The following is a 26,253-nucleotide window of genomic DNA, read 5'->3' as shown; positions in this document are numbered from 1 at the left end:
GAATTTTCGCGGCACGGCAGAAGTTGTCCACTCCGGAGATTCACCTGGTGCAGGATCGACCGTTGGCTCTGATTCTCTATTTTCCGACATATGCTAGCAGCGGTTGGGTAGGCGGATTGTTGCGTGGGATTCAGGCCGAGTCACCGTTTTCCGGGAACCTGAATAAACATCACTCGGAGAGGACGTCCTCCCGGCTGTCCGTGAGGTTGGTTCATGATGAAAATATCTATCAATCTCACGGCTCCTCAACAATGGTTAAGCCGGCCTTTTTCAGAGACAAGGGAATGTTGGGTAAGACACCGTGCATGGTCCTAGCTAGCTTGGTCAAGGCCGCACAAGGAATACGCTGTAGTTCTTCCGCGTCAGCACCGGATTCCAGCAGCGGATCAGGGAACTCGAAGGTGCTATGGCCATCATGAGTGTCGTAGACACCTCGCGTGTAGCAGTATGTGCCACCGACTGTGGACGGCGTCGAAGTCTTTGGCGCGGGTGGACTTGTTCCGAATCAGCCGATCGGCCCGGTCCTGGTACTCGTCCAAGAACAGCGGTCCGATGGTTTTGAGGATGTTCGCCTCGGAAGTGTAGTGCTCCCCAGCAGCCCGGCGAGCTTCCTTCGACTTCACGAGTTGGAACATGGCCCCGAAGACCGAGACGCTGATCCGGTTCCACTGGAAACGACACGCAGCCAACAGCACGTCATGGGTCTTCGGGGTGAAGTAGTCAACGAAGATTCCGGACAACCCGGAATTGGTGCGACATAACATCCGGTTTGCGTGAACGTGGTCGGAATCCCCGAGGCTTTCCAGTGCATACAAGCAAATCATCTCCACATTGCGGGGTGAAGGCTTGTTCGAGGAGGCCGACCGCGGTCCTGTGGTCCCTGGCTCTGGGGCGTATTGTTTTAGGTGCTCAGGGTGGCGTAGACGACGTAGTTGTCGTCGAAAAGCCCGGACGAGTCGTCGTACCCGTCGCAGGTGATCAGACGCAGCTGAGCGTCGTTGGTGTGGCCGTAGACTTCAGCGGTCGGGAAGCGATCCTTCGGATACGCCTTGGCCTTTGTGACCGTGAACCGGGCTTCGGAACCATCTTGACGAGCCACGGTGACCTGGTCTCCGGGTTTTAACGAGCGAAGGTCGGCGAAGACTCCGTCTCCGCCGGCGGTGTCGTTGACGTGGCCGAGGAATACGGACGGGCCGCGTTCCCCTGGGGTCGGTGATTGGTTATACCAGCCTGCCGGGGATCCGGGATCGCCCGGGGGTACCTGAAGATGGTGGTCTTTATTCAGGCCGAGACTCAGAGGGATGGTATCGACCCCGATCGAGGGGATGCGCAATGAACTCGGCCGCGATGCCTTCAACACCGGGACTGTACTGTCTTGGGCCTTGGTGCCTGCCGTGTCGGTGGCGGCCGGGTCGTTGCGCGTCGGTTCCGGACTAGATGTCGAGGGATCGCTGCTTGGGGACTGCGATGTCGTTGGCGTAGTACCGGATGGTTCGGGTGGGGGTGTTCCTTGGTCGGGGTCTGGGGTGCAGGCTGTTACCAGCAGGACAGCGGCAACCGCGGAGACCCTGAGGAATCCGCGGTTGCTGCGTGATAAGTCAACCATGATGAGCCTAGAGACTGTTTCTAGGCTCGCTGGTTGCGGCGGTGCAGGTAGACGGCCCCGCCACCGAGTGCGACCAGTCCGGCAGCACCGGCACCAACCTCGATGGCGGTGGAGGCAGGATCGGTCTTCTGCGCGACGCCGGTATCGGCACCACCATCGGGAACTTCACCCATTTGCGAGGCGTTCAGGGTTCCGCAGGCGGCCGGCAGGGTTGCTGCCAACGGCAACGAGTCATCCAGCGGGCTCATTTCCTGCTGGGCCGTCTGGCTCAGGTTCGTCGGGTCCACACCGTGAACGACCATGACCGCGGTCCCGTCCTTCAGTGCCTGCTTGGTCGCATCGTCGATGTCGATGGTCCGTTCGTAGGTGTAGGAGCTACCGCCGGGGAACCGTTCCACGGCCAGGCCCGAATCCGGACTGGTATCACCGGAGGTCGTCAGGGACGAGGCAATCATTCCGTAGGCGGGATGTGCTTCCGGGGTGCTGACGGCGCCGTCACCGTTCTGGTCCAGCTCTGGGCCCGGGCAGGTTCCGGCGGCTCCGATGTGGATGTGCTGGGCGTGGGGGAAGGGACCGTTCTGGAAGGTCTCGGCAGCGCCTTGGACGTTCATGCTCACGGTGGCTTTGTTTCCGTCGACCTTGACTGTGGCATCACCGGTGGTCCCGGAGTTGTTGAGACTGTCCAGGTGGGCCATGGTCGTCCACGAGCCTTCGTCAGTGGAGGTGGTGGTTGATTCCTGGGCGTGGCCTTCGTGGGCGGAAGCCGGCGCAGCCGATAGGGCCAGGGTTGCCAGGGCCAGGGCGGGGATGGTCAGAAGTGTTGAGTGTCGCATGGTGGTCTCCTCAATAGGTGGTGCTTGACCGCCTCAAATTCTTGGGGCGTATGTATGAGGTTCGACACCACAGGGTGTGTGGATGAATACAAACTCAACTTTTTTTGTGCATTTAATGCGGTGCGGTGTTGTTCGTACTGAGCTGAGGAGTCTGGACAGGCTCAAAAACTGTGGGAAGAGGTTACCCATCCGTAGACGGTCCGGTGGCGAATACAAGCTACATTTTCACTGGGTCTGTTCAGAGGATCTGTGGCATAGTCCATAAAAAGGCCTGCCCGCAAGGGGTGAGCGATGCCGTAACGCGAGGACGCGACGGCAGGAGAAGTTAGCGAGATCATGTGAGTTCTACCTCAGCTACCCCCGGGGGTCGTGATGGGGCATCGCGAAGAGTCGTTACCGATGCGGATGAGGCTGCTCGGATAGAAATGCTTGCCCGTAGTGCGAAGGGTGATGAATCCGCTTTTGCCCAGCTTTACGATGCCACCGTGAGGGTGGTTTATGGTGTCGTGATTCGATTGCTGCGCTCCAGGGATCTTGCCGCCGAGATCGTTCAAGAGGTTTATCTCATGGCATGGCAGCAGGCGGAGAAGTTCGATCCCGCACGGGGAACGACTAAAGCCTGGCTGTGCACCATGGCCCATCGTCGGGCCGTGGACCTGATCCGGACCAGCAGACGTCGTCGTGACCGTGAGGCGTACTACAACGCTCATGAAAGGGAGGCGGGTCCTGCAGATCAGACGTGGGAAGGCGTCGAGAGCGCTTTGGATAGCGACGACGTCCAGACGGGTTTGGCCCAGCTCAGTGAGGTTCAGAGGCAAGCTTTGAATCTGGTGTATTTCCAAGGGTTGAGCCACCAGCAGGTGGCCGAGCATTTGAAAATCCCTCTGGGCACGGCGAAATCTAGGATCAGGCACGGGTTGGTCAGTCTTCGGACGGTATTGGGGGAACAGTGGTAGATAACAGTGCAGAGGGGCGTGATCAGGGCGGCGACGTCCATTCGGACGCTGCACTTTATGCTGTTGACGCCCTCGATACAGAAGAGGCACGTGGGTTTGAAGCGCACTTGGCCACTTGCTCTCGGTGTCAGGAAGAGGTTGCCTCTTTCCGTGCGACCGCCGCGGGGCTTGCCGAAGCCGTTGCGGTTGAACCACCGGCAGAGCTGAAAGCCCAAGTGCTCGGCGCGGTTGCCCGCGAATCGCACCGGGGCACCGATAACGGGCGGGTGCCGACGGGCCAAACGGCTGCCGAACCCGACTCCGGTTCCCAGGCCAGGGTATATCCGCTCGAGACGGCCAGGACTGGCCGTAGCCGTTGGCTTCTTGCCGCGGCCGCGGTCATCCTGGTGCCTGGTCTGGCGTTGGGAGGTTGGAGCCTAGGCCATCAGGCCGGGGAGGACAGCCAGCAAGTGACCGCAGACCAACAGCAACAGCAACAGCAACAACAGCAGCAACGTCAGGATGATCTTTTGACCGCCCCGGATGTGGCCGTCAAACACGTGAGCAAGGATGGGGCCTCCGCGACGGTGGTTGCTTCCCGGCAACGAACCGCCGCAATGTTTGTTGGTTCGAATTTCACCGATCCAGGAGAAGGTAAGCAGTATCAGCTCTGGCTGATGAAAGACGGGGCTCCCGTCCCGGATAAGACCTTCGACGGTGGCGAGTCCAGTGTGTGGCTGAGTGGCGATGTTCGCGATGCCGAAGCCGTGGCGGTGACGGTTGAACCTGAGGGAGGCTCTGAAGCTCCGACTAGTGATGTGATGATGGCCGCCGAAATCTAGACGCGCAGGTTCAAGGTGTTGGTGTTCAGCCTGCCACGGTCCTGGCCTGTTTGAGTCGACCCTTCGAAATCTCGGCGCTTAAAGCCAGCGGAAGTATCGAGCCTGTTGGAGGGAGACAAGCTTGCTCCGAAGCGGGGAAAGCAAAGAGATGAAGGAGAAGAACAATGACGGCAAACAACAAAAAGAAGTTGATGCGCTCACGAGGCAAAAGACCGCTGGTGATGATGTCAGCGGCAGCAACCGGGGCCCTTGCGCTCACCTTCGGTGGGGCAAGTGCAGCGAATGCACACGTGACGGTGACTCCGGACACCACTGAGGCTGGCGCGTACTCGGTGTTGACGTTCAGCGTTCCGCACGGTTGCGATGGCGCGGCTACAAATAAGGTGGCCATTCAGATGCCACAGGGCATTGATGCGGTTACGCCCACCCGTAACCCCTTCTATTCAGTCGAGGTGAAGAACGAGAAGCTCGATACTCCGATCAACGACAGCGACGGCAACGAAGTAACCGAACGAGCCTCCGAAGTTGTCTACAAGGCTAATACCCCGTTGCCTGACGGCCAGCGTGACACGTTCGAGCTCTCAGCGAAACTTCCTGACAATGCGGCTGGAAAAACACTGAACTTTCCCACGGTACAGACTTGCGAGAATGGCGAATCCGCCTGGGTTCAAATTCCTGCAAAAGGCCAGGACGCAGATGAGCTCGAGTTGCCTTCTCCACAGATAAAGGTCACCGCGACTGGCGCTGATGACCCAGCGGGTGAGGCGGACTCGCCCACAGACGACAGTGACGCGCAGAATCCTTTGGCGATCACTTCGCTGGTCATCGGGTCACTGGGACTGGTCGTCGCGATCTTCGCTGTGGCCAGGCGCCGCAAGAAGGCATGAGCTTGAACGTTCAGAGCAGCAGGCAGCGATCATGGGCAGTGCTTATACGCGCATTGATCGCGATCTTCTGTGGGGGTGTATTGGCCCTGTCAACGTCGACGAGTCCGGCGGCTGCCCATGCTGCTCTACTCGAAACCTCACCCGCCGAGAACCAGGTCGTCAAGACGGCGCCGGCCACGGGCGAACTGCGCTTCGACGAACCCGTCGAGCTCATCGACGGCGCGATCCGTCTCTTTCCCAGCAGCGGCGACCCTCAGGTCCTGGAGGCACAGACTCGTGATCATTCGGTCATTGTCGACCTTCCTCGGGATCTGCCCGATGGCACCTATTCCCTCAACTATCGCGTTGTGTCAGCAGACGGTCATCCCGTCGGCGGTGCGGTGACTTTCCACATCGGCGAGGAAACTGCCTCGACCCCGGGACCGACGACGCCCGATGCCGCCACCACACCAACGTCGACGGAAACAGCGGTCACTATTCTGACTGTGATGCAGTACTTCGGTCTGCTCATTTTTGCCGGATGGCTGTTCTTTGACACGATGATCCGTCGATCACCGGCTCGCCCTGACCAGATGACTCGCCGAGTTGCACGCTGGAGCATCAGCCTTGGCGTGATGGCATCGTTCCTGCTGATTCCCGTTTCGGCCCTGCGCATTACCGGTCAGGCCCTGACCTCGATTTCGGATCTGCCCTCATGGGGCTTAGGAGTCCGGGCAGCACCGATGCTCTTAGCGATCGTCGCGTTACTGGCCGGGTCCTTGGCGCTGCTTCTGTTCTGCCGGCGAAGACGCTCAAAAGTATCGCAACGTGCAGCTGTCATTGCCGCAGCTGTCACAGTCGCCTCGCCGGTGCTCGTCGGACACTCCCAGACGATGGAACCGGTCTGGCTCATGAGTGTCGCCGACATCGGGCATCTGCTTGCCGGATCCTTCTGGATCGGCGGGGTTCTCGGATTGGTCCTGACACTCAGGTCTATGAGTCCGTACCGACGAGGTGCCACAGGCGACGTTGATGCAGCGCTTGCGGTAGTGGAGCGCTTCTCCCGATTTGCGCTATACAGCGTGGTTCTATTGGCCGCGAGTGGAACGCTCATGGCTCTCCTCATTTTTAGCGAGCCCAACGACATCATTACCACAGGCTACGGACGCACTCTGCTGATCAAACTCATCATTGTGGCAGTGACCATCGCCGTGGCGGCGTGGAACCGCAAACGTATCCTCCCATCCATCGCTGCCGAACCACGATCGCATGAGCGATGGCGGCACTTGCGTCAAACACTCAGCTACGAAGCCGCTCTGCTAGTTGCGGTGATCGCTGTCACCGGGTTCCTCTCCAACTCCAGCCCGGGTCAACAACATCAAGACCAGACTCGGCACGAAGTAGCGGCCGGCGAAGCACATGTCCATACCGAATCCCAGGGGCTTATCGTCGACGGGAAGATAGAACCGAGTGTCTCAGGAACAAACACCTTCACATTCCAACTCACTTATAAAGGCGATGTGATCTCAGGCGAGGGCGTCGAGGTCTCTGCTCGGCTGCCTAAACATCAACTCGGTCCGTTGCTCACAAAGCCCACGCTCGATTCCGGGACAGGCAAATACACGGCGCAGATGACTCTGCCGACGAGTGGTGATTGGGAGGTCCAGGTCAGTGCCCGAGTATCGGAATTCGAGCAGCCGATCGTCCTCGTGCCCGTCCATATCAGCTGACCACGTCCCTGGGTTAGCGGCTCAGACGCTTAAACTTCGGTATTTGGCCGAGCTTAAGCCTCCGGTGCTTCCGTGACGATCCAATTATTCGTCCAGGATCAGGAGAACATCCATCTAGAGAAAGCGGCAAACATCCCGGCCTCAGACAGAGAGAAACCGTATTGGTGCTTAGTCAGTGCCGGATTCCTCCGAGCCGGGGCAGCTGTTGTTCTCGTCCATACCCTGTAGCGGGGTAGGGGTGCTGGTGTGGTTGCCGTGGACTTCCACCGAAGAACCGGTCAGATCAATGCAGAGCATCCCATCTTCGGTGAGTGGTTCGGACACCATCGTGACCCAGGAGGCTCGAGTTGGGTGAGGTTGACTCCAGAAAACTGCCAGCACCGAACGCAACTCGTCACGGAGCACTGCTCGGGGCCTGGCTGGCTTCCCATAGCTCGGAGGACACCCGGGGCGCCTATCGTCGGGACGCGATCGCCAGCCTCGCCTCGCCGCCAGCCCGGACTGGTGGCATGGAGTTTTGCGTGCGTCCCCTAAGGGCTCGCCGGATCGAGCTGTGAGTGACTTGACCCACACTCAGACAAGTGATTTATTGACTAAATGACTCAAAATACCTTGTCCCTGTCGGAGAAGATCGCTGACGGGATCGTCGAGATGATCACACGAGAAGGCAAATGTCGAGGCGACTCGATCCCTTCGGCCCGCGCACTGGCCGAACATTTCGAGGTCACCACACCGACCGTCCGTGAAGCCCTTCGACGTCTGGAGGCCATCGGCGTCATTATTTTTCGCCATGGTGCGGGAACATTCGTTGGCCCGGGGTTCGGCCGCGGCCTCGTCGCCAATCCCCACGTCGTCGCATCCGCGAGCTCGGTTCTGGACCTGATCGAAGCGCGTTTGGTCATCGAGCCCAATATTGCGGCCGCGGCGGCCTCATACCGCACTGAGGAAGATCTCAAGGCGCTGCGCGCCGCGTGTAACAACGCCAAGGAGCCCCACGTCGTTGAAGACGTCTTCTCCCATTTCCACGCAACCATGGCTCGGGCCACGGGAAACCCTGTACTGACTGACACCATCGAGGCGATGCTGGTTTTCACCAGGCGTCAGCGCCAGGAACTCCGGCAGGCCTTCATCGTTCCAGAGCACGACCACGCCGAACACCTGGGGTTGGTCGAGGCCATCGAGGCCCAGGACCCCGAAACCGCCCGGTTCCTGGCCGAAGCACACCTGCGTTCGTTGCGCGACGCAGTGCGCCAGCAACTCCGCCCGAACGCCTGACCCCTGGTCGGCAACTGCTTCACGAGATCGAGCGCTAGCTCGACCACTCTTCACTGCACCCTTCGAAGGAGCCTTATCGTGCCCTCACAGCACCGCGTCCACCTTTGCGACATGACCAGTCGTGAAACCGCCGAAATCGACAAGTCCCGCGCGGTCGTACTCATACCCGTTGGAGCCTTCGAGCAGCACGGGCCGGCCATGCCCATGGCGACCGACCAGATCCGTGCCCGTGCCCTGTGCCACCTAGTCGCCGAACGACTCGGCGGCTCCGCGTTCGTCGGTCCCGAGCTCCCGGTGGGCATTTCGGTGCATCACACCACCTTTGCCGGGACCATGACACTAAAACCCGAAACCTTCATCCAGGTCGTCGCCGAATATGCGGTGAGTCTGCACCGTAATGGGTGGCAACGGGTCCTGGTGGTCACCGGTCACGGGGGCAACAACTCGGCTCTGGGCGTCGTTGCCCAGCGTCTGCTGGACGAAGCACCGGATCTCGAGTTCGCGTGGACCCCGATTACCGGCCTCGCTGCTGAGCGAATCCGAGCGTTCGGAACTGCGGAGGTCACTGGACACTGCGGCGAGGCCGAAACCGCCCAGATGCTGCACGTTGCCCCCGATTTAGTACGCGAGGACTTGCTCCAGCCCGGAACGACACAGCTGGAGCAGATGCAGCCCTTACCACGGCTTTCCCGCCAGGCCCGGCCTGGCCTTGTCGTGACGTGGGACCGGCTGAGCGCCAACGGAGTGCTCGGTGACCCCACGCGGGCAACCGCCGAACTCGGATCGGAGATCATCGAGATCGCAACGGAGGTTATCTGCGACTACATCCGGACCTGGATCGGGTCTGATCACGGAATCGATGGGTGAACCATGAGCTCAACAACCGCACCTGAGAAGACCGAACGCCTGCCGTGGATGATCCGAGTCCTCTCGGTCGTCGAACGGGTAGGCAACGCTCTGCCGCATCCCTTCTGGCTGTTCTGGATCCTCGCTGGCATCCTCGCGGTGATCAGCGCGATCCTCGACGGGGCCGATACGGCCGTCGTCTCCCCGAAGTCGGGCAAGGAAGTCCACGTCCAGAACCTGCTCTCGGGAGAGGGCGTCGCGATGGCGATGTCCACGATGGTCAAGAACTTCGCATCGTTTCCGCCGATGGCCACGATCGTCGTCGTCATCATGGGTGTCGCCGTCGCGGAACGGACCGGGTTCCTGTCAGCGGTCATGCGGGTCTCGATCTCGCGCGTTCCCGCTGGTCTCGTGGTGTTCTCCGTGGCCTTCGCCGGAACCGTGTCTCACCTGGCCTCCGCCGCCGCCTACGCGATCCTCGTGCCACTGGGCGGAATGGCGTTCAAGGCCGTCGGCAGGTCACCGATCCTCGGTATCGTGGTCGCCTACACCTCGATCGCGTCCGGTTACGACGCCAGTCCCATCCCGACGCCGAACGACACGATCTTCGCCGGCATCACCACGGCCGCGGCCCACATCGTCGACGAGAACGCCTCCGTCAGCCCCGTCAGCAACTGGTACTTCAACATTGCCTCCTCACTGTTGCTGGCCTTGGTGATCACGCTCGTAACCAACACGATCCTGGCCAGACGGGACGATGTCGAGGAGGATGACGCCACCTCCGGAGATCACTCATCACTGCACGTGAACCGTTTGGAAGCGCGCGGTCTGGCTCTCGCTTCGGGGGTCGTCGTGGTTCTTCTGGCCGTGGTGATCGCCGCTGTCATTCCCGCCGGCTCGCCGCTGCGAGGGGACGGCGGGTCGCTGGCCGACTCGCCCTTTCTGGACGGCATCGCCGCGCTGGTGGGTTTCCTGTTCATGGTCGGCGGCATGGTCTACGGGCGGGTCCTGGGGATGATCAAAGCCCCAAAGGACGTGCCGCCGATGATGGCCGAGGGGATCCGGCAGTTCGCGCCGACCCTGGTCATGTTCTTCGCGATAGCCCAATTCCTCCAATACTTCGAGTGGACACACATCGGGGACGTGGTCGCCGTGGGTGCCTCGCAGCTGCTGGACCAGAGCAACATTCCCGTCAGTCTGATCTTCTTGCTCGTCTTCGCCCTGCTATCTGTGGTCAACGTGATCATCACCAGCGGCTCAGCCATGTGGTCGATCATGGCGCCGGTACTGGTGCCCATGCTGATGCTGCTCAATGTTCCCGCAGACACCACGCAGGCGATCTTCCGCATCGCCGATTCCGGATCGACGTCGATCTCACCCATGAGCCCGTACTTCGTCATGGCTCTAGGGTTTTTGCAGCAGTACCGGAAGAAGGCAGGCATCGGGACGCTGGCGGCCTACACGCTGCCGCTGGCGATCTGCATGACCTTCGCCTGGGTCGTCTTGTTCTTCCTGTGGTGGTGGCTCGGTATTCCGCTGGGTCCCGGGGCCCCGGTCAAGTAGCCGGGCCCGCCGGGAACGGCGTCGCCCTTTCCTGGGGTGGGCGAGGCCGGCTCCTGTACATAGCATCACTCATCAATTGCGATCATCCAGAAGGGATCAACCGAACCATGCCCCATTCATCGATACACGCCGCACCGGCGCCGTCCCCCCGACGCGACGTCGTCAAATTCCTCATCTGCCTCGCAATGGTGCTTGTCGGAGGGCTGGGCTCCTACATCGTGCAGACCAATGCCGGAACGCTCCAGGTCCAGACCCTCAAGATCCCCGGACCCAACGGCCAAGAGATCTCGGCCGATCTGTACAAACCGGTCAACGCGACCCAGAGCCACAAGGTACCGATGGTTGTGGTGACCCCGGGATTCCAACGCACCAAGGAGACCCAGGTCAGCAACTCCCTGGAACTCGCCCGACGCGGCATGGCCACACTCGTGGTGGACCCCTACAACCAGGGTGAGTCGACATCGCAGGCCCCCGGATCGAAGGAATCCGCGTTGATCCCGGCGATCGACTACCTCACCAAAACCTCGACCTTCAACTACGTCGATCAGGACAAGATCGGCATCACGGGGCATTCAGCCGGCGGCAGCCAGGTCCGAAGCGCGGCCGCCCACTACGGCAAACTGGAAAAGAACGCCTTGAAAAAGGCCGCTGACCCAGATTCACCCGGCGGCACCGCTGTTACCGCCGAGGAACGCTCTCACGCCGCGTCCCTCAACAAGATCCGCTCGGCGTACATCTCCGGGTGGTTACGCAATTTCGACGACAAGTCTTTCAAGAACATCCATTCGAATTTGGGCCTCGGCTACGCCCGTTACGACGAGGGCGGGTACCGAAACGTCAACGGCGACGGCGACCTGAGCGAGGCGCCGGAGGCCATATCCTTCGTCAACTCCGGCCTGCCCAAGGACCAGAAGGTATCCTCCGTCAAGACCGAATCCGCCTACGGCGATCCCTCGGACCGCACCTACCGCATCGCCAACAACGACCGAACCATCCACCCATTCCAGCCTATGTCCCCCGGCGCCGTCGGCGGACTCATGGACTTCTTCACGACCACATTGGACTGGCACACCGATGTCTCCAGCGGCAACCAGACATGGTTCCTGAAGGAAGTGTTCAACCTGGTCTCCCTGGTCGGTGGCCTGGTGATGCTCCTGCCTCTGAGTCGCTTGCTGCTGCGTATCCCGGCGCTCCGCTCCGCCGCCCAACCGGTCCCCGCTCCTCAGCCCCGGCAGACCGGTGTGGGAAAGGCGATTTTCTGGGGCACCCTCCTGGTCAGCGCCGCGGTCGCCTGCGTGACCTTCATACCCTTGTCCAACGCCACCAAATACGTCTTCCCTGACGCGACCAACTCGGTCAACACATGGTTCTTCCCGGCCCGCATGGTCAATGGCGTGTTGCTGTGGTCCTTGTTCAACGGTCTGTTCGGACTCGCGCTGTTCTTCGGCACGCACTGGTTCCATGGGCGACGCCGGGGCGCATCCTCGCACGCCTGGGGCCTCAGGATCCGCGGCAAGGACTTCGGCAAGACGATGTTGCTCGGATTCCTGCTGGTCACCTGCTTCTACCTGATTCTGTCGGTGACCTACGGACTGTTCCACTCCGACTTCCGCTTCCTGGTGGTCGCGGCCCGCCCTCTCTCGGCCCGGTGGTTCTGGGTCTCTCTGATGTACATCGTGCTGCTGTTTATTTTCTTCTTCAGCAATTCTTTGCGGGTCAACGGGTCGATGCGCATTGAAGGCCAGAAAAAGTGGATCGGCTACCTGCTCGCGGCCCTGGCGAACTCGGTCGGACTGGCCGCGATCTTCGTCATTCAGTACATCACGTTCTTCACCACCGGGACGGTTTTTTGGACCGATGACTGGTTGTACGTGAACATGCTCCAGTCCGTGTTGCCGATGATGGTGATCCTGCCGCTGTTCAACAGAGCGTTCTTCACGATCACCGGGCGTGTATGGCTCGGTCCTATCGTCACCGTCTCAATCTTCGCGCTCATGGCCCTGGGAGGAAGCGTCATCTACGTGCCACTGTCACACTAGAACCAGGCGATGGATGGGGCATCTACGGTTGGATAGCGGCTGGCCGGCGTCGGAACCGCTCAGGAACGCACTGCAACACCGGGGCCTCGGGCCGACTCAGCTGTGCGGGATGTCGCAGACACCTTCAACGCGTTCTACAACACGGTGGATGTCCACATCAACGGCGATGCCGAACCGGAGAAGCCGGATACCGAAGCCCCTTCCGCCCCATCTGGACTCATCGCGAACAACGTGACCTCCACGGGCGTCCAACTCACGTGGAAGGAGTCCATGGATAACGTCGGCATTTATCACTACGAGATCCAGCGCGCCATCAGCGGGGGAGAATTTGCGGCGATCGAGAAGCTCTTCGACTTCGATGCTCACGCCGATATGTTCGAAGAGTTCATTCAGAAGGTCGAGGCCAACGACGCTATCGGAGCCGAACTCGTCGTGGAGCTGATCCATCTTCTTCAAGCAAACAAAGAAGGCTCTGTTTCTTCCTAAAACCTCCCGGGTAAGGGATGTGAGAACCGGAACCGGTGAAGAACCGTCGGGATGAAGCACGTCGCCCGGCCACACCTCAAGGTATGGCCGGGCGACGTGCTTCAGAGGTCGAAGTGTTGGGGCGGACTAGGAGACCCTTACCGAAGCACCCGGATTCCTTCTGTGGCCGTCCACGTCACTTCGACCCCCTTGCTGAACTTCTGGTGGACCTTGCCATCCGAACCGCGGAACTCATCCGTTGTGGGTACGCCCCAGCCGGATTCCCGGCCGTTCTGAGACCACACATTTCCGATCGCACCGGACTCGATGATGGTATGTGCTCCCGATGACGGGGTCCACATGTAGAGCTTCACCACGGCCCCGCGTCTGAAGGTCTGGTAGGCAAAGTTGTTCTGTGCCGACGTCACCTCGTCGCCGACCGGAAAGCCAGAACCTTGCTCTCGGCCATCTGCGATCCATTTCTGGCCGATGGCGTTGTTCTCCACGATGGCGTTCGCTCCGGTTTGCGGCGTCCACATCATCAGGGTCGATCGTCCCGAGGCCGTCTTGAACCATTGGTATGCATAACCGTTGGCACTGAACTCGTCCGAGCTGGGGAATCCGGCGCCTCGTTCGCGTCCGCTCGCGATCCATTTCTGGCCGATGGCGTTGTTCTCCACGATAGCTTTTGCTCCGGTTTGCGGCGTCCACATCATCAGGGTCGATCGTCCCGAGGCCGTCTTAAACCATTGGTATGCATAACCGTTGGCACTGATTTCCTCCGAACTCGGGTACCCATAGGCATTTTCATATCCGGCTGCCTTGAACTTGGCACCGATTGCTCCCGAGAAATTCACGGAATGAGTACCGGTAAAGGGCGTCCAATAGATCGTGTAGTTCTTGCTGAACTCTTGGAAAACGCCGCCGTTGACCAGACCTCCACTTTCATTATTCCGAGGGGTGCCGAACTTGGCGGCTCCGCCCTGGGAATCGTAAAGATTCTTGATCCCGTTGACCACGACCGGCCCGTTGTTGACCGGGGCGACCGCAGCGACCGCTGCGCGAGCGTCGATGCGGGAGTAACCGTTCACATTGACGCCGGTGCTCACCAGAATATTTCGGATCCGCTCAATGCTGATCTGCGGGTTCCGTTGCTTCATGAGCGCGATGACGCCCGCTACGTGAGGTGCCGCCATTGAGGTCCCGTTGAGCGGACCGTAGGTGGCCTGGGCCGGAGACTCGTACCCGGTGTTGTACGTCGAGTAGATGTCCGCTCCGGTTGTTCCGCCGGGAGCCAGGACGTCCAGCATCGGGCCGTAATTCGAGTATCCGGTCATAACATCGGAAGAGGCCGACGCCCCAACGACCATCGCACCGAGGCAATTGGCAGGGGTCACGTTGTTGGCATTGACACCCGAATTGCCCGCGGCAACAACCACGGGCACATTCCGGGAATATGCGCCGTCGATCGCCGACTTGAGGGTCGCCGAACACTGGTCGTTCCACGCAGCAGAGAAATTGATGACCGTTGAAGGCCGGGGATTCGCGGGGGCTCCGGCTACCTGACCGCCTGAAGCCCAGGTTATTGCGTCGGCAAAGTCCGATACGTACCCGGAGGCCCCGATGCCGAAGGCGCGGACGGGCTCGATGGTGGCATCCGGGGCGGCCCCGGCGACACCAATCCCGTTATTGGTTGACGCCGCCGCTATGCCCGCAACATGCGTTCCATGCCAATTCTCCGAAGGGTTGAGCACCCCCGGGTCGGTAGGGTCGGAATCGCGTCCTGGCGTGCCGTCTCTGTCATAGCCGGGGGAGACGAAGTCGTACCCGCCGGTGACCTTGGAACTGAGATCCGGATGGTTTGTGATTCCGGTGTCGACGACGCCGATGGTCTGACCGGCGCCCGTGGCGTATTGCCAGGCTCCGGACGCGTTGATGGTTCGCATGTTCCACTGTCTGCTCGAGTACAGGGAATCATTGGGTGTGGTCGGGTAGGCCGCCGTCGCATTCTTGACGATCTTGTCAGCCTCCGCATATTCCACGGAGGGGTCGGCCTCGAGCTGCTTCACGACCTCCGACTGTTCGGCGTTATTCAGTTTTTTCGATGTCTGAACGACATCCGAATCGTTGTTCGTGGACTTCAGGATTTTGGACTCGTTGGAGGGGGCAGTGGTGTCGGCTTTCTGAAGAACCTGAGATTTGGTCTCTGCAGGGGTGCTTTCCTTGAACTTCACCACTAGGCGGTCGGTCGCCGGTTCGACGGAGGCTGGCGTTTCCGGGGCTTGCCCCGTGGCCTCGGCGAGTGAAGAGTCACCGGACGCCTTGCTCTGCGACTGCTGCTGGCCGGTCGGCCCGCTCGGAGGAGCGGCAACGGCCGGGGGTGTTGCCGATATAACGGTCCCGGCCACGAGACAGATTCCGATGAGGGTACGAGATATACGCATGGGTAACCTTAACTAAAGGTGCGAGAAAGTGAGCGGTGATTGGAGCCTGGGTGGCGCTGTTCACCTTCAAAACATGAACAGTGTCTCTCGCGAAATCTTCTTCTAGGTCACCCTGTTTGTCAAGAATATTTCGAATGAACTATTTTCCGCTCGTGATGTTTCACGATGAAACCGCTGTGGGTGCGGTTTCGTATCCTGGGCCCGCGCAACGGCGTGGATAATTTCCTTCGGAATTCAGGGTCAGGCCTAGATCCCGTACATCTGCCGGATGTACATTCCGTACAGGCGGCGGTAAAACGCCGGCGACGCTTTCAGGAGGACCCCGGCCATGCCGAATACGGGCTTGATCCGAAGCGCAGTAATAATTTGGTTCCACGAAATTCTGCGCCGGCACTGGGAAATGATTTCTCGACCGCGCTCATTGTCAAGACCGATGGCTTGCTGGGCGTTGTTCAGATAGGTCAAGATGCACGAGATCTTGAACGCCCGTAGGCCTTCGGGCGTATCGAGCAAGGAGCCAGCTTCCTGGCTCATATGCTCCAGGAGCCGATCACTTTCTTCGACCGAAACGACCTTCCCCCACGTCGCGGAATTTGCGTCAACGGTGTATTCGTACAACGAGGGGTCGATCACGGCGACTCGCCTGGACCCCGTATAGGCCCCCAGGCAGAAGACTGCATCCTCGGCCCGGTGAATGTCCATCGGGAATCGGACCTCCCCAACGGCTCCCATGGAGATCAGTTTGTCCCAAACATAAGGGGTGAGGTTGTCCGTCAAGAGTTCGAGGCCCGCCTCTTTTCCGGATCGGCCCCCGGGCGCGCCAATGGAACGGTCCCGATGTGAACCGTCCGTGCTCACTAGCGTGTGGCTGCAGACGACCAAGTCGGCTTTCTGGGAGGCCGCAAAAGAATGCATCGTCGAGAGAAAATTGGGTCGATACCTATCATCCGAATCGATGAAAGAGACCCAACGTCCTTTCGCCTCGTCCAGCCCTTGGTTGCGTACCCCGGACACCCCGACGTTGGTTGGGTTGTCGAAGACCCGCACGCGTTCGTCCGGATGGCTCCGCAAGAACTCATGGATAACGCGGGATGAGTCGTCGGGCGAAGCGTCGATCATGACCAACAATTCGAAATCCGGATCAGTCTGCTCCAAGACGGATCGGATCGACGAGACAACACGCTCTGCCGTGTTGTAGACCGGCATGATGATTGATGTTCGGGGGCCCTGGCTAAGAGTCACGGTCTTCTTTCGTTGTGGAAACAATACATATCCGAAGTTGCCATCATATTGAATGTTTCCTAGTGGCGCCCGGATGGATTGCCGCCTTGACAAGCATTCACTGAATCGCAGACACCGTTGAGCTCTCGCCCCACAGATCCGTCGCGAGCCGGGCGATGTGCATCGTCAGGTACGTGTGTTCGTCTTCTGACATGTCCTGGTGCAAATGCATTTGCAGGAGCAGCACGACCTTGTACGCGCAATCGTAGGCGCGGGGGTAACTGGCCCGGACCGCGTCGTGAATTGCCGGAAAGGCCGGGTCCTGGCTCCTCGGGTTCTTGCCTTGCTCCGCACGAACGAAGAGATACCGGAGATGGGTCACGAACCGTGCCACGGACATGTTGGATTGGTTGATTTCCTGCCCGTAGGCTGAGGAAATGACGTCGAAGATCTGCGAGAAGACCTCGGTCATTTTGAAGGTTTTGACGAGGTCCTCGGTGGCAAATTGCGAGTTGACGAGGTGCAGCGCGAGAGGTGTCGCCTCGTCTTCGGGCAGATCCGCGTCAAAACGCTCATTGATCAGCAATATCGCCCGACGGCCGAAGGCAACCTCCTTGGGATACAACTGGCCGACCTCGATGCTGAGGGGATATTCGATTCGGAGCTTCTCCTGGGCGCGGATCAACGCGTAATTGATGTGATCCGCAAGGGGAACAATGAAGGAATGCGAGATGTTGGCGCCCATTTCGTCACGGGCTATGGTCTCCAGCTCTGTCGCGAGGGCCAAAACCTCCGCTGGTATCTCGGACAACATGGCAGTGAGCTGTTCTTCGCCCTGGCTTTCCGGTACGAAGGTTTGTTCCACCTTGCCGGGATCGAGCTGCTGGCCCTTCTTCTTGCCGAAGGCGAGCCCTCGGCCGATCATGACCATTTGCTCACCGGATTCACCGGATGCGAGCACCACATTGTTATTGAAGATACGGAGGATGCGCATGTCTGCTTGTCCTTCCTCCCGGCAACGTGGTGGACGGTGAGGTAACCCCGCCATCTCTTGGGAACATCTTACGGCGGGCCCAGATGATCTAGAGCTCGAGTATCGGGAAGCCGATCAGGGCCACCAAGACCGTAATGAGCAGTGCACACCCGATTACGATCAGTCCGGTCAACACGATCTTATTGCCCAGACTTCCGGGATATTTGGGACGCTCGGGCCGCGTCTTTGGGCTCGGACTTGGCGTCTTGGGAGTGGTTTTGCGGGCCTCGGCCCCGGCGTGTTCGGTTTCTTCGGCAGCCGTGGCCGCAGCGTTCGGAGACGTCCCAGGGCCTTTGGGCCCTGGGGGTCGAGTCTGCGACGGTCGCTGACTGGACCCTCCTCCCGGAGAGGCAGGTTCTCCCTTGGCCGGGCGAGTACCGGCGTCCGAGGAAGGAGGCCCCGTTGAGGGGCCGGGACTATGCGGACTTTTATTGGTCGTCGTGTCGCCAGCTTTGGTCTGCTCCTTGGCCGTCCGGGGCGGGCGGCCCAGGCCGGACTGCTGAGGCTTGTCCTCGCCGTCGGAACCGGGATTCGCGGAACTCTGAGGACCAGGCGAGGTCGGACGCTGCTGATTCGTCTGATCAGCCTTGGTCGTGGACTTCTTCTTTTTCTTGTTCGGCTCGCGGAAATTGACCATGGCTCTCCTTCCAGAAGTGTGCTCCACACTACACATTCGAACCACCCTGAAGACACTTTTCCCCTGCCATGGCGCGCCTCGTCAGGGGGAAGTTTGGGTGTCTTGAGCAAGATGTACGGGTCGCCGAAAGCCATTCGAATCGGACGGAACGGTACCGTCCGGCCTGAAACATGGTGGATACCAAACGTTTACCCGGCTGTAGCCACGAGCGATCTCGAGTCGTCCAGAGTTGTTCTCAGACCGTTGACAGGCGGTCAAAGCGATAAGAACGAAAGAGGAAAACACATGCTGTCCCACACCGTAGAATTCCTGCTCGACTCCGTTTCGGGTATCACAGGCCCGATCCTCGACCTATTGACTGCGCTGGGCCTTTAGTCCACTGGCCGTTGTGAGAGTTTGATGATCTATTCTTGATCATTTTTCACGGCGACGACCACGGGTTCTGCCGGCGACGGTGCGCTCATGTGCCGGACTTCTTTTCGACGTGATGTCCTCCGCCCCCGCAAGGCCCGTGGTCGGTCGCGTTAATCCGAATGCAGCGGCTTAATACCGGCCCTTTTGCGGTGCCTATTTCTCGTAGATAACGCTGGCCGATATGCCGTCGTCCATGGCTGATACGGCGGAAACATGACCTGGTTTCTTTGCATCCAGCTTCGCCTCGGCGACGACCCTGCCCGTGTCATCCGTGACCCGCAGGTTCTGGCCCGGCGCAAGTTCCGAGGACTCCGCTTTGTACGTCCGTTCCGCACCGCCAACCTTTGCCCGGTCTGTGAATGAACCGTCGGCGTTGGTGATCGGAGTCGCGTCCGATTCGGGATACGGGAGTGAAACCAAGTCTTCGATCTTGTCGTGGTCATTGTCCGTAACGTTGCTCAGAATGATGGTCTCCTTGGAAGCTCCTTCAGCGGGTTTCATCTTCACGTATACCGTCGATTTCAGATCCATGGCCTGGTACATGAGGTGCGGTCTGCCATGAACGTCTATTTCCTCTGCTCTGTTCTGATGAGTCAAGGTCGAAATTGCAGTTCTCGCTGATTCCTGTCGAGCGTGCATAGCCTGTTTGTCCCAAACAAGAGCCGCCGTGGCCAAGGCAACAACAATTATGGAAAACAGCACAGTCGGAATGACTAATTTTTTCATGGAGCTCTCTGTCTCGATTCCCGGTGGTTTTGAAGTCCGAGCAAAATTTTGTCATGGGCCGAGAATCGGACCGATAGAACTGAGTGTATTTCTCGGTACAGCCACCTCTACCGTGAACGGTGCAGATGCAGATGGGGAACGGAGTCACCCTCCCCGGCCGGTGGTCGGCGGCCGGCCCTGACGCCTCTGCCCTTTGCCTGTTTCTTCATTCCGGAGGAAAAGGGTGTGGAGCTCGAGGAAGCGGGTGCGATGACGATCCCATGATTAGAAGGCCCCTGCCCCCAGACTGTAGCGTCTATGGGCCTTTCGTAGCCTTGGGCCTGGCGCACGGGAGCGAGGAGCTGTCGGTGACATGGCCGGGGGCCTAAGGCTGCCCGAATTCGCCTTCCAGGCGTCCCCGGGACCCGGGTTGGATGAGTCGGGCAAGGCTCACTAGGCCGTTTTGCGACCACGTGTGTCGTCGTACGAGCAGGCATGGTTCGGTGGTTTGAATGCCCAGCAGATGACATTCCTCGTCGGTTGCCAGGATTGCCTCCACGACGTGTTTTCCGCGGGTCAGTGGGGCGACGCGGGTCAGGTAGTCATTGGGCGTCGTCCTCGTGAAATCCTGGCCCAGATAATCAGGCGCTTCGCTGGGCGCGACGTAACGGTCTTCGAGCTGGAAGGGGACATCGTTGTCATAATGAACCACCAGCGAATGGAAGATTTGACCGGTCAGGCCTTCTGCGGTGAGCCAGCGAGCATTTTCGTCCACCGTCTCCTCGCGTGCGAAAAGCACCTTCGTCCGGTGCGAGTGGCCGCGTTCATGGATTTCGTCGGCGATGTTGCGGATTTCGACCAGGGATGTCGGCATCTTGAAGTCGGCGATGAAAGTTCCGACTCCGCGAACGCGTTTCAACACCCCTTCAGTGGCGAGTTCGCGGTAGGCGCGATTGATGGTCATGCGGGAGAGACCGAGACCCTCGACAAGCTCGTTTTCTGAGGGGATCTGCTCGCCCGCTGTCCACTCGCCGGATTCGATTCCTGACAGGATGGCCCGCATGATTCGCCGGTAGGCGGGGCCACTATGGACGGCTTGAGTGAGGTACGACCTCGTGAGCTGTTGCGTGTCCACAGATCTCCTCGACTGTTTGACATCAGGTTGTATATACAGGATTATACGACGTATCGGACTTTGTGATCCACATTGCTTTTACAAGGCTTGCGAGAACACTTCGATCACTGGCATTCGGGGCGCACGGGCCCGGAATGCTCCATCCTAGCCATGAAGGAGAGAACGAAATGCACGAGGTTTCTTCACCGGGGCATCAGCCGCGTCCGGTTTCCGCACCACGAGGAACCGAACTCAACACCTTGGGTTGGCAGCAGGAGGGTGCTCTGCGCATGCTCATGAACAACCTTGACCCCGAGGTCGCCGAGCACCCGGATGCACTCGTGGTGTACGGAGGGACGGGACAGGCCGCCCGGAACTGGGAAGCCTTCGATGCCATCGTTCGCACCTTGAAGACCTTGAAGTCGGACGAGACGATGTTGGTCCAGTCAGGCAAGCCCGTCGGGGTTTTCCGGACCAACGAGTGGGCGCCTCGCGTCCTGATCGCCAATTCCAACCTCGTGGGTGACTGGGCCAATTGGGAGGATTTCCGCAAACTCGAGGCAGAAGGCCTCATGATGTACGGCCAGATGACGGCCGGATCATGGATCTACATCGGCACACAGGGCATTCTCCAGGGAACCTTCGAGACCTTCGGCGCCGTGGCCCGCAAGCGCTACGGCGGAACCCTGGCCGGAACCATCACCCTGACCGCTGGGTTGGGCGGAATGGGCGGCGCGCAGCCCTTGGCCGTAACCATGAACGAAGGCGTGGCAATTTGCGTGGATTGCGACGTCACCCGAATCGATCGACGCATCGAGCACAGGTACTTGGACGTCAAGGCCGACAACCTGGAACACGCTCTGGAATTGGCGGTCGAGGCCCGAGACGCCAAGAAGCCCCTGTCGATCGGTCTTGAGGGCAACGCGGCGGAGATCTTCCCCGAGATGCTCCGGCGTGACGCCCCCATCGACATCGTGACCGATCAGACCTCCGCCCACGATCCCCTGGCGTACCTGCCCGTGGAGGTGCCCTTCGCGGAAATGAAGCAGGAAGCTCAGCGCGACCCCGAGTTGTTCACCAAGAAGTCTCGCGAATCCATGGCCGCCCAGGTCCAGGCCATGGTCGAGTTCAAGGACCGCGGAGCCGAAGTCTTCGACTACGGAAACTCGATCCGGGACGAGGCTCGCAAAGCCGGTTACGATCGCGCCTTCGAATTCCCAGGCTTCGTTCCGGCCTACATCCGTCCGCTCTTCGAAGAAGGGTTGGGGCCGTTCCGTTGGGCTGCTCTTTCGGGAGACCCCAAGGACATCGAAGCCACGGACCGTGCATTGCTCGAGCTGTTCCCTGACAATGATCATCTTCGTCGCTGGATCACCATGGCCGAGGAGAAGGTATCGTACGAGGGCCTCCCGGCCCGCATCTGTTGGCTCGGGTACGGAGAACGCCACCGTGCCGGGTTGAAATTCAATGAGATGGTGGCCAACGGCGAGCTGTCAGCACCCATCGCCATCGGACGCGACCACCTCGACTCCGGTTCCGTGGCCTCTCCCTACCGCGAGACGGAATCCATGAAGGACGGTTCGGACGCGGTCGCTGACTGGCCGCTGCTGAACGCCCTTCTCAATACCTCATCCGGTGCTTCGTGGGTTTCTATTCATCACGGTGGTGGTGTTGGTATGGGTCGGTCCATACACGCGGGCCAGGTCTGCATCGCGGACGGCAGCGACATGGCAGCGCAAAAACTTGAGCGCGTCCTGACCAACGATCCCGGAATGGGCGTCATCCGTCACGTGGATGCCGGTTACGACCACGCGGCCGACATCGCCCGGGAACGCGGCGTGCGGGTTCCGATGACGGAAGGTGATGCATGAGATCGACCCTGCTGACAGGAATCACCGAACTCGTCACCAACGATCCGGAGCTGGGCCAGGGAAAATTGGGCCTCATCGATGACGCAGCACTCGTCATCGAGGACGACACCATCTCCTGGGTGGGGTCGGCCGCGAAAGCTCCCGCAACCGACGCCAAGCACGACTTCCACGGACGGGCGGTCCTGCCGGGTTTCGTGGAATCGCACTCCCACATGGTCTTTTCAGGGGACCGTTCAGAAGAGTTCGCGGCGCGGATGGCGGGGCAGAAGTATACGGCCGGAGGAATTCGCGGCACCGTCAAACACACTCGTGAAGCATCGGAGGAAGAGCTCCGCAGCAACATGAGCAGGTTGCTGGACGAATCCCTGCGGTCCGGAACCACCACGGTCGAGTGCAAATCCGGTTACGGTCAGTCCGTCGAATCGGAACTGAGGAGCTTGCAGGTAGCCGGCTCACTGACCGACGAAATCACGCTCCTCGCAGCCCATGTGGTCCCACCGGAATACGAAGGGAACACGGACGAATACGTCCGGGTGGCGTGCGAAGAAATCATTCCGCGGTGTGCTCCGCTCGCCCGCTGGATCGACGTGTTCTGCGAACAAGGCGCATTCGACGAGGAGCAGTCCCGTCGCGTCCTGAAAGCCGGGATGGAACATGGACTCACCCCGCGTGTGCATGGGAACCAATTGCACCAAGGGCCTGGCGTCCAGCTCGCGGTTGAACTCGGCGCGGCCTCGGTGGACCACGTGGTCCACATCAACGAGAAAGACATCGCGGCCCTGGCCGGGAGCCAGACCGTCGCTACTCTTCTTCCAGGTGCAGACTTCTCGACTCGGAACGAGTACCCGAACGCACGCGCCCTGATTGATGCCGGAGTCACAGTCGCTCTGGGGGCCGACTGCAATCCCGGAACCAGTTACACCACCAGCATGCCGTTCTGCATAGCCATAGCCGTGCGGGACCTGCACATGACCGCCGACGAAGCCGTGTGGGCGGCGACTGCCGGTGGTGCACGTGCTCTGAGACGAGACGACGTCGGCGTGCTGCGCCCCGGGGCCAGAGCAGACCTGATGGCTCTCGACGCACCGAACCACCTTCACCTGGCCTACCGGCCGGGAGTCCAGCTGGTTTCGTCGGTATGGAAGGCGGGCGAACTCAAGTATTCGGCATCGGAGGTCAAGCATGACTGACCAGAAAGAACACCGAGACATCGACGTGGACGTTCCCGCCGTCGCATGGACCGGAAGAACGGACGGGGCAGGCCGCGAGCACCTCCGATGGCACCAGGTGGTCCGCCCTTACGAGTCCGAGGACTCCGATCACCGCGAGGGCGGCGTCGTATTCCTGGGCTTTTCGAGTGACGAAGGAGTCGAACGGAACAAGGGGCGTCGGGGAGCCGCAGAAGGACCGGCAGCCCTACGCGGAGCGCTGGGAGGACTCGCGCTCTCCGATCGGGACGCCGGTATCCGCGCGTGGGACGCCGGCACCGTGGCCGTGACCGACGAACGGATGGAGGATGGCCAGGCACGCTTGGGCGCTGCCGTGTCCGCGCTCCTCGATGCGGGTCATCTCCCCGTCGTGCTGGGCGGCGGACACGAAATAGCCTTCGGAACCTACCAAGGCATTGCCCAATCGGCAGTTCGACAAGGCAAGAAACTCGGCGTCCTCAATCTCGATGCCCACTTCGATCTTCGGCCGGATCCCATTCCCAGCTCGGGCACCCCGTTCCGGCAGATGCTCGAGGCCGAAGAAGCCGCCGAGACCGAGATGCAGTACACAGTGATCGGCATCAGCCAGCCCAGCAACACCCAAGTGCTCTTCGACACCGCACAAAAATATGGCGTCACCTACATGCTGGACGAGGACTGCTCCGCCGTGGACCGAGAAAAAGTCCGGGCCTTCGTCGCCGAATTCCTCGACGAGGTCGATCTGGTCTATCTGACCATCGATCTCGACGGTTTGCCCGCCTCAACGGCGCCCGGAGTCAGCGCGCCCGCCGCGTATGGGGTGCCGCTCGAAATTGTTCAATTGGTGTGCGACCTCGTTGCCACGAGCGGAAAGCTCGCGGTATGCGACGTGGCCGAACTCAACCCCCAGTACGACGTCGATAGCCGCACCGCGCGCACCGCCGCGCGCCTGGTGCACCGTATCGCGACGACTTCGCAGGATCAGGAGAATTCATGAGTCAGAATCGAGACAACAGCCAACAAACCGGGCAACGCGAGGTGGTCGTCGGTACCGGTCCGGTCAGTTTCCAAGACGTCGTCGACGTAGCTCGGCACGATGCGACAGTTCGCATTTCCGACGAGGCGCTCGAGGCCATCGGGGATTCGAGCGACCGAATCCGCGAATTGGCTGATTTCGAACGCCCCGTATACGGCGTATCGACCGGGTTCGGCGCGCTCGCAAGCCGACACATCCCCCAGGATATGCGCCGTCAGCTTCAAAGGAGCCTGATCCGTTCACATGCCGCCGGCTCCGGGCCGGAGGTGGAGCGCGAGGTCATTCGGGCTCTCATGGTTTTGCGCCTCTCCACATTGGCCACGGGCCGAACGGGTGTCCGACCGGAGGTCGCCAAGGCCTACGCCGATATGCTCTCGGCCGGCATCACCCCGGTGGTTCACGAATACGGTTCCCTAGGCTGTTCCGGAGACCTGGCGCCTTTGGCCCACTGCGCGCTCGCGATCATCGGCGAAGGTCCGGTCAGGACCCGCGATGGCGAACTGACCACCTCGGAAGAAGCCCTTTCCGCTGCTGGTCTGAAGCCCGTTGAGCTCGCGGAAAAAGAAGGGCTCGCCCTGATCAATGGCACCGACGGAATGTTGGGCCAGTTGGTTCTCGCGATTTCCGACCTGGACCGTTTGATGCGGTTGGCGGATCTCGCCGCGGCAATGTCGGTCGAGGGCCAGCTCGGAACGGATCGGGTCTTCCAGCCTGATCTCCAGGCCCTCCGGCCGCACCCGGGGCAGGCGGCTTCGGCCGCCAACATGACCTCGATCCTCGCGGATTCCGGAATCGTCTTCAGCCACAAGGGGGAAGACTGCACCTACGTCCAGGACGCGTATTCGCTGAGGTGCTCTCCCCAGGTCGCCGGGGCAGCAAGAGACACCATCGAGCACGCCCGTATGGTCGCGACGCGCGAGCTGGCTTCGGCCGTCGACAACCCCGTGGTTACTCTGGACGGCCGTGTGGAATCCAACGGAAACTTCCACGGCGCCCCGGTTGCCTACGTGCTCGATTTCCTCGCGATCGCCGTCGCGGACGCTGCCTCCATCTCGGAACGGCGTACCGACCGCTTCTTGGACGTCGCACGCAACCGCGGCTTGCCGCCCTTCCTGGCCGATGACGCCGGCGTCGACTCCGGGCATATGATCGCCCAGTACACCCAGGCAGCCATCGTCTCGGAACTCAAACGGCTGGCGAATCCGGCTTCGGTTGATTCGATTCCTTCCTCGGCCATGCAGGAAGACCACGTATCGATGGGTTGGTCCGCGGCGCGCAAGCTTCGCAAGGCGATCGACGGATTGACGCGAGTTCTGGCCGTCGAGATCCTCACCGCGGCCCGCGGGATCGAATTGCGGACGCCCGAACCTGCCCCGGCAACGGCCCGAGTGATCGAGACGATCCGTGAAGCCGGCGTGCAAGGTCCCGGACCGGATCGATTCCTTGCCCCGGAAATCGAGTCGGTTGTGCGACTCGTGTCCTCCGGCGATTTGCTGGATGCCGTGCAAACGGTAACCGGGAAGCTTCAGTAGCCGAGGAGCCCGAACTTTATCCTGGCAACGAAAACGGCCCGAAGAACCCCATGCGGAGT

The 26,253-nt window shown here is 60.5% G+C and carries 22 protein-coding genes; 13 read left to right on the top strand and 9 right to left on the bottom strand.

The window, feature by feature from the left end:
- Positions 1–413: 413 nt before the first annotated feature.
- The 3 genes from EWV35_RS13665 to EWV35_RS08315 all read right to left on the bottom strand — a co-directional run bounded on the left by EWV35_RS13665 (position 414) and on the right by EWV35_RS08315 (position 2,439).
- Positions 414–764, bottom strand: coding sequence for a type IIL restriction-modification enzyme MmeI (locus EWV35_RS13665; protein ID WP_238654308.1), 351 nt, complete (start codon positions 762–764; stop codon positions 414–416).
- Positions 765–901: 137 nt separating this feature from the next.
- Positions 902–1,606 carry a class F sortase gene (locus EWV35_RS08320; RefSeq protein ID WP_129660455.1) on the bottom strand — a complete coding sequence of 235 codons (705 nt, stop codon included), beginning with the start codon at positions 1,604–1,606 and terminating at the stop codon, positions 902–904.
- A gap of 20 nt (positions 1,607–1,626) precedes the next feature.
- Positions 1,627–2,439 carry a hypothetical protein gene (locus tag EWV35_RS08315; protein ID WP_129660452.1) on the bottom strand — a complete coding sequence of 271 codons (813 nt, stop codon included), beginning with the start codon at positions 2,437–2,439 and terminating at the stop codon, positions 1,627–1,629.
- Positions 2,440–2,777: 338 nt separating this feature from the next.
- On the opposite strand from EWV35_RS08315, the gene EWV35_RS08310 reads away from it, so the two are divergent.
- The 9 genes from EWV35_RS08310 (at position 2,778) to EWV35_RS08270 (ending at position 13,021) form a co-directional block, all read left to right on the top strand.
- Positions 2,778–3,395, top strand: coding sequence for a sigma-70 family RNA polymerase sigma factor (locus tag EWV35_RS08310; RefSeq protein WP_238654306.1), 618 nt, complete (start codon positions 2,778–2,780; stop codon positions 3,393–3,395).
- Positions 3,389–4,216, top strand: a complete 828-nt coding sequence (locus EWV35_RS08305) for an anti-sigma factor (RefSeq protein WP_129660450.1) — start codon at positions 3,389–3,391, stop codon at positions 4,214–4,216. The genes EWV35_RS08310 and EWV35_RS08305 overlap by 7 nt, the downstream gene beginning before the upstream one ends.
- Positions 4,217–4,380: 164 nt before the next feature.
- Positions 4,381–5,103, top strand: a complete 723-nt coding sequence (locus EWV35_RS08300) for a YcnI family copper-binding membrane protein (RefSeq protein WP_129660447.1) — start codon at positions 4,381–4,383, stop codon at positions 5,101–5,103.
- Entirely contained in the window at positions 5,100–6,812 is a 1,713-nt protein-coding gene (locus EWV35_RS08295) for a copper resistance protein CopC (RefSeq protein ID WP_129660444.1), read from the top strand. Before EWV35_RS08300 ends, EWV35_RS08295 begins: the two co-directional genes overlap by 4 nt.
- Before the next feature lie 597 nt (positions 6,813–7,409).
- Positions 7,410–8,087: a FadR/GntR family transcriptional regulator gene (locus tag EWV35_RS08290; RefSeq protein ID WP_129660441.1), complete on the top strand. Its 678-nt coding sequence runs from the start codon at positions 7,410–7,412 to the stop codon at positions 8,085–8,087.
- Between the two features lie 78 nt (positions 8,088–8,165).
- Positions 8,166–8,954, top strand: a complete 789-nt coding sequence (locus EWV35_RS08285; protein WP_238654304.1) for a creatininase family protein — start codon at positions 8,166–8,168, stop codon at positions 8,952–8,954.
- Positions 8,955–8,957: 3 nt separating this feature from the next.
- Positions 8,958–10,496 (top strand): AbgT family transporter, encoded by a 1,539-nt coding sequence (locus EWV35_RS08280; RefSeq protein ID WP_129660435.1) that lies wholly within the window; start codon positions 8,958–8,960, stop codon positions 10,494–10,496.
- Between the two features lie 107 nt (positions 10,497–10,603).
- On the top strand, positions 10,604–12,535 hold the full coding sequence (locus EWV35_RS08275) for an alpha/beta hydrolase family protein (protein ID WP_129660432.1): 1,932 nt from the start codon (positions 10,604–10,606) through the stop codon (positions 12,533–12,535).
- A 102-nt stretch (positions 12,536–12,637) separates the two neighbouring features.
- Positions 12,638–13,021 carry a hypothetical protein gene (locus EWV35_RS08270; protein WP_129660430.1) on the top strand — a complete coding sequence of 128 codons (384 nt, stop codon included), beginning with the start codon at positions 12,638–12,640 and terminating at the stop codon, positions 13,019–13,021.
- Positions 13,022–13,158: 137 nt separating this feature from the next.
- Here EWV35_RS08270 and EWV35_RS08265 read toward each other — a convergent pair whose 3' ends face one another.
- From EWV35_RS08265 to hutC, 6 genes are all read right to left on the bottom strand, one after another.
- Positions 13,159–15,444: a S8 family serine peptidase gene (locus EWV35_RS08265; RefSeq protein ID WP_129660427.1), complete on the bottom strand. Its 2,286-nt coding sequence runs from the start codon at positions 15,442–15,444 to the stop codon at positions 13,159–13,161.
- A gap of 246 nt (positions 15,445–15,690) precedes the next feature.
- Positions 15,691–16,686: a glycosyltransferase family 2 protein gene (locus EWV35_RS08260; protein ID WP_238654302.1), complete on the bottom strand. Its 996-nt coding sequence runs from the start codon at positions 16,684–16,686 to the stop codon at positions 15,691–15,693.
- A 97-nt stretch (positions 16,687–16,783) separates the two neighbouring features.
- On the bottom strand, positions 16,784–17,659 hold the full coding sequence (locus tag EWV35_RS08255; RefSeq protein WP_129660424.1) for a PRD domain-containing protein: 876 nt from the start codon (positions 17,657–17,659) through the stop codon (positions 16,784–16,786).
- 88 nt (positions 17,660–17,747) lie between these two features.
- Positions 17,748–18,335 (bottom strand): hypothetical protein, encoded by a 588-nt coding sequence (locus tag EWV35_RS08250; protein ID WP_129660421.1) that lies wholly within the window; start codon positions 18,333–18,335, stop codon positions 17,748–17,750.
- Positions 18,336–18,902: 567 nt separating this feature from the next.
- On the bottom strand, positions 18,903–19,346 hold the full coding sequence (locus tag EWV35_RS08245) for a hypothetical protein (RefSeq protein WP_165168456.1): 444 nt from the start codon (positions 19,344–19,346) through the stop codon (positions 18,903–18,905).
- 493 nt (positions 19,347–19,839) lie between these two features.
- On the bottom strand, positions 19,840–20,589 hold the full coding sequence (gene hutC, locus EWV35_RS08240) for a histidine utilization repressor (protein ID WP_238654300.1): 750 nt from the start codon (positions 20,587–20,589) through the stop codon (positions 19,840–19,842).
- A gap of 167 nt (positions 20,590–20,756) precedes the next feature.
- Here hutC and hutU point away from each other — a divergent pair, with 167 nt between their 5' ends.
- The 4 genes from hutU to hutH are packed head-to-tail and all read left to right on the top strand — an operon-like array spanning position 20,757 to position 26,194.
- Entirely contained in the window at positions 20,757–22,439 is a 1,683-nt protein-coding gene (gene hutU, locus EWV35_RS08235; RefSeq protein WP_129660415.1) for a urocanate hydratase, read from the top strand.
- Positions 22,436–23,629, top strand: a complete 1,194-nt coding sequence (gene hutI / locus EWV35_RS08230; protein WP_129660412.1) for an imidazolonepropionase — start codon at positions 22,436–22,438, stop codon at positions 23,627–23,629. The genes hutU and hutI overlap by 4 nt, the downstream gene beginning before the upstream one ends.
- The gene (gene hutG / locus EWV35_RS08225) at positions 23,622–24,623 is read left to right on the top strand and encodes a formimidoylglutamase (protein ID WP_129660409.1); all 1,002 of its coding nucleotides are present in this window, start codon (positions 23,622–23,624) and stop codon (positions 24,621–24,623) included. Before hutI ends, hutG begins: the two co-directional genes overlap by 8 nt.
- Positions 24,620–26,194 (top strand): histidine ammonia-lyase, encoded by a 1,575-nt coding sequence (hutH, locus tag EWV35_RS08220; RefSeq protein ID WP_129660406.1) that lies wholly within the window; start codon positions 24,620–24,622, stop codon positions 26,192–26,194. The genes hutG and hutH overlap by 4 nt, the downstream gene beginning before the upstream one ends.
- The last annotated feature ends 59 nt before the right edge of the window (positions 26,195–26,253 follow it).

It is taken from the genome of Rothia uropygialis (assembly GCF_004137765.1).
Lineage (GTDB): Bacteria > Actinomycetota > Actinomycetes > Actinomycetales > Micrococcaceae > Rothia.
This window is presented reverse-complemented; position numbering and strand designations above follow the sequence as displayed.

Excerpts from the sequence above, each read along its gene's own strand:
- EWV35_RS08300 (WP_129660447.1), top strand. The coding sequence starts at position 4,381 with ATGACGGCAAACAACAAAAAGAAGTTGATGCGCTCACGAGGCAAAAGA.
- EWV35_RS08280 (WP_129660435.1), top strand. The coding sequence starts at position 8,958 with ATGAGCTCAACAACCGCACCTGAGAAGACCGAACGCCTGCCGTGGATG.
- EWV35_RS08275 (WP_129660432.1), top strand. The coding sequence starts at position 10,604 with ATGCCCCATTCATCGATACACGCCGCACCGGCGCCGTCCCCCCGACGC.
- hutU (WP_129660415.1), top strand. The coding sequence starts at position 20,757 with ATGCACGAGGTTTCTTCACCGGGGCATCAGCCGCGTCCGGTTTCCGCA.
- hutI (WP_129660412.1), top strand. The coding sequence starts at position 22,436 with ATGAGATCGACCCTGCTGACAGGAATCACCGAACTCGTCACCAACGAT.
- hutG (WP_129660409.1), top strand. The coding sequence starts at position 23,622 with ATGACTGACCAGAAAGAACACCGAGACATCGACGTGGACGTTCCCGCC.
- EWV35_RS08290 (WP_129660441.1), top strand. The coding sequence starts at position 7,410 with ATGACTCAAAATACCTTGTCCCTGTCGGAGAAGATCGCTGACGGGATC.
- EWV35_RS13665 (WP_238654308.1), bottom strand. The coding sequence starts at position 764 with ATGTTATGTCGCACCAATTCCGGGTTGTCCGGAATCTTCGTTGACTAC.
- EWV35_RS08320 (WP_129660455.1), bottom strand. The coding sequence starts at position 1,606 with ATGGTTGACTTATCACGCAGCAACCGCGGATTCCTCAGGGTCTCCGCG.
- EWV35_RS08265 (WP_129660427.1), bottom strand. The coding sequence starts at position 15,444 with ATGCGTATATCTCGTACCCTCATCGGAATCTGTCTCGTGGCCGGGACC.
- EWV35_RS08315 (WP_129660452.1), bottom strand. The coding sequence starts at position 2,439 with ATGCGACACTCAACACTTCTGACCATCCCCGCCCTGGCCCTGGCAACC.
- EWV35_RS08255 (WP_129660424.1), bottom strand. The coding sequence starts at position 17,659 with ATGCGCATCCTCCGTATCTTCAATAACAATGTGGTGCTCGCATCCGGT.
- EWV35_RS08295 (WP_129660444.1), top strand. The coding sequence starts at position 5,100 with ATGAGCTTGAACGTTCAGAGCAGCAGGCAGCGATCATGGGCAGTGCTT.
- EWV35_RS08250 (WP_129660421.1), bottom strand. The coding sequence starts at position 18,335 with ATGGTCAATTTCCGCGAGCCGAACAAGAAAAAGAAGAAGTCCACGACC.
- hutH (WP_129660406.1), top strand. The coding sequence starts at position 24,620 with ATGAGTCAGAATCGAGACAACAGCCAACAAACCGGGCAACGCGAGGTG.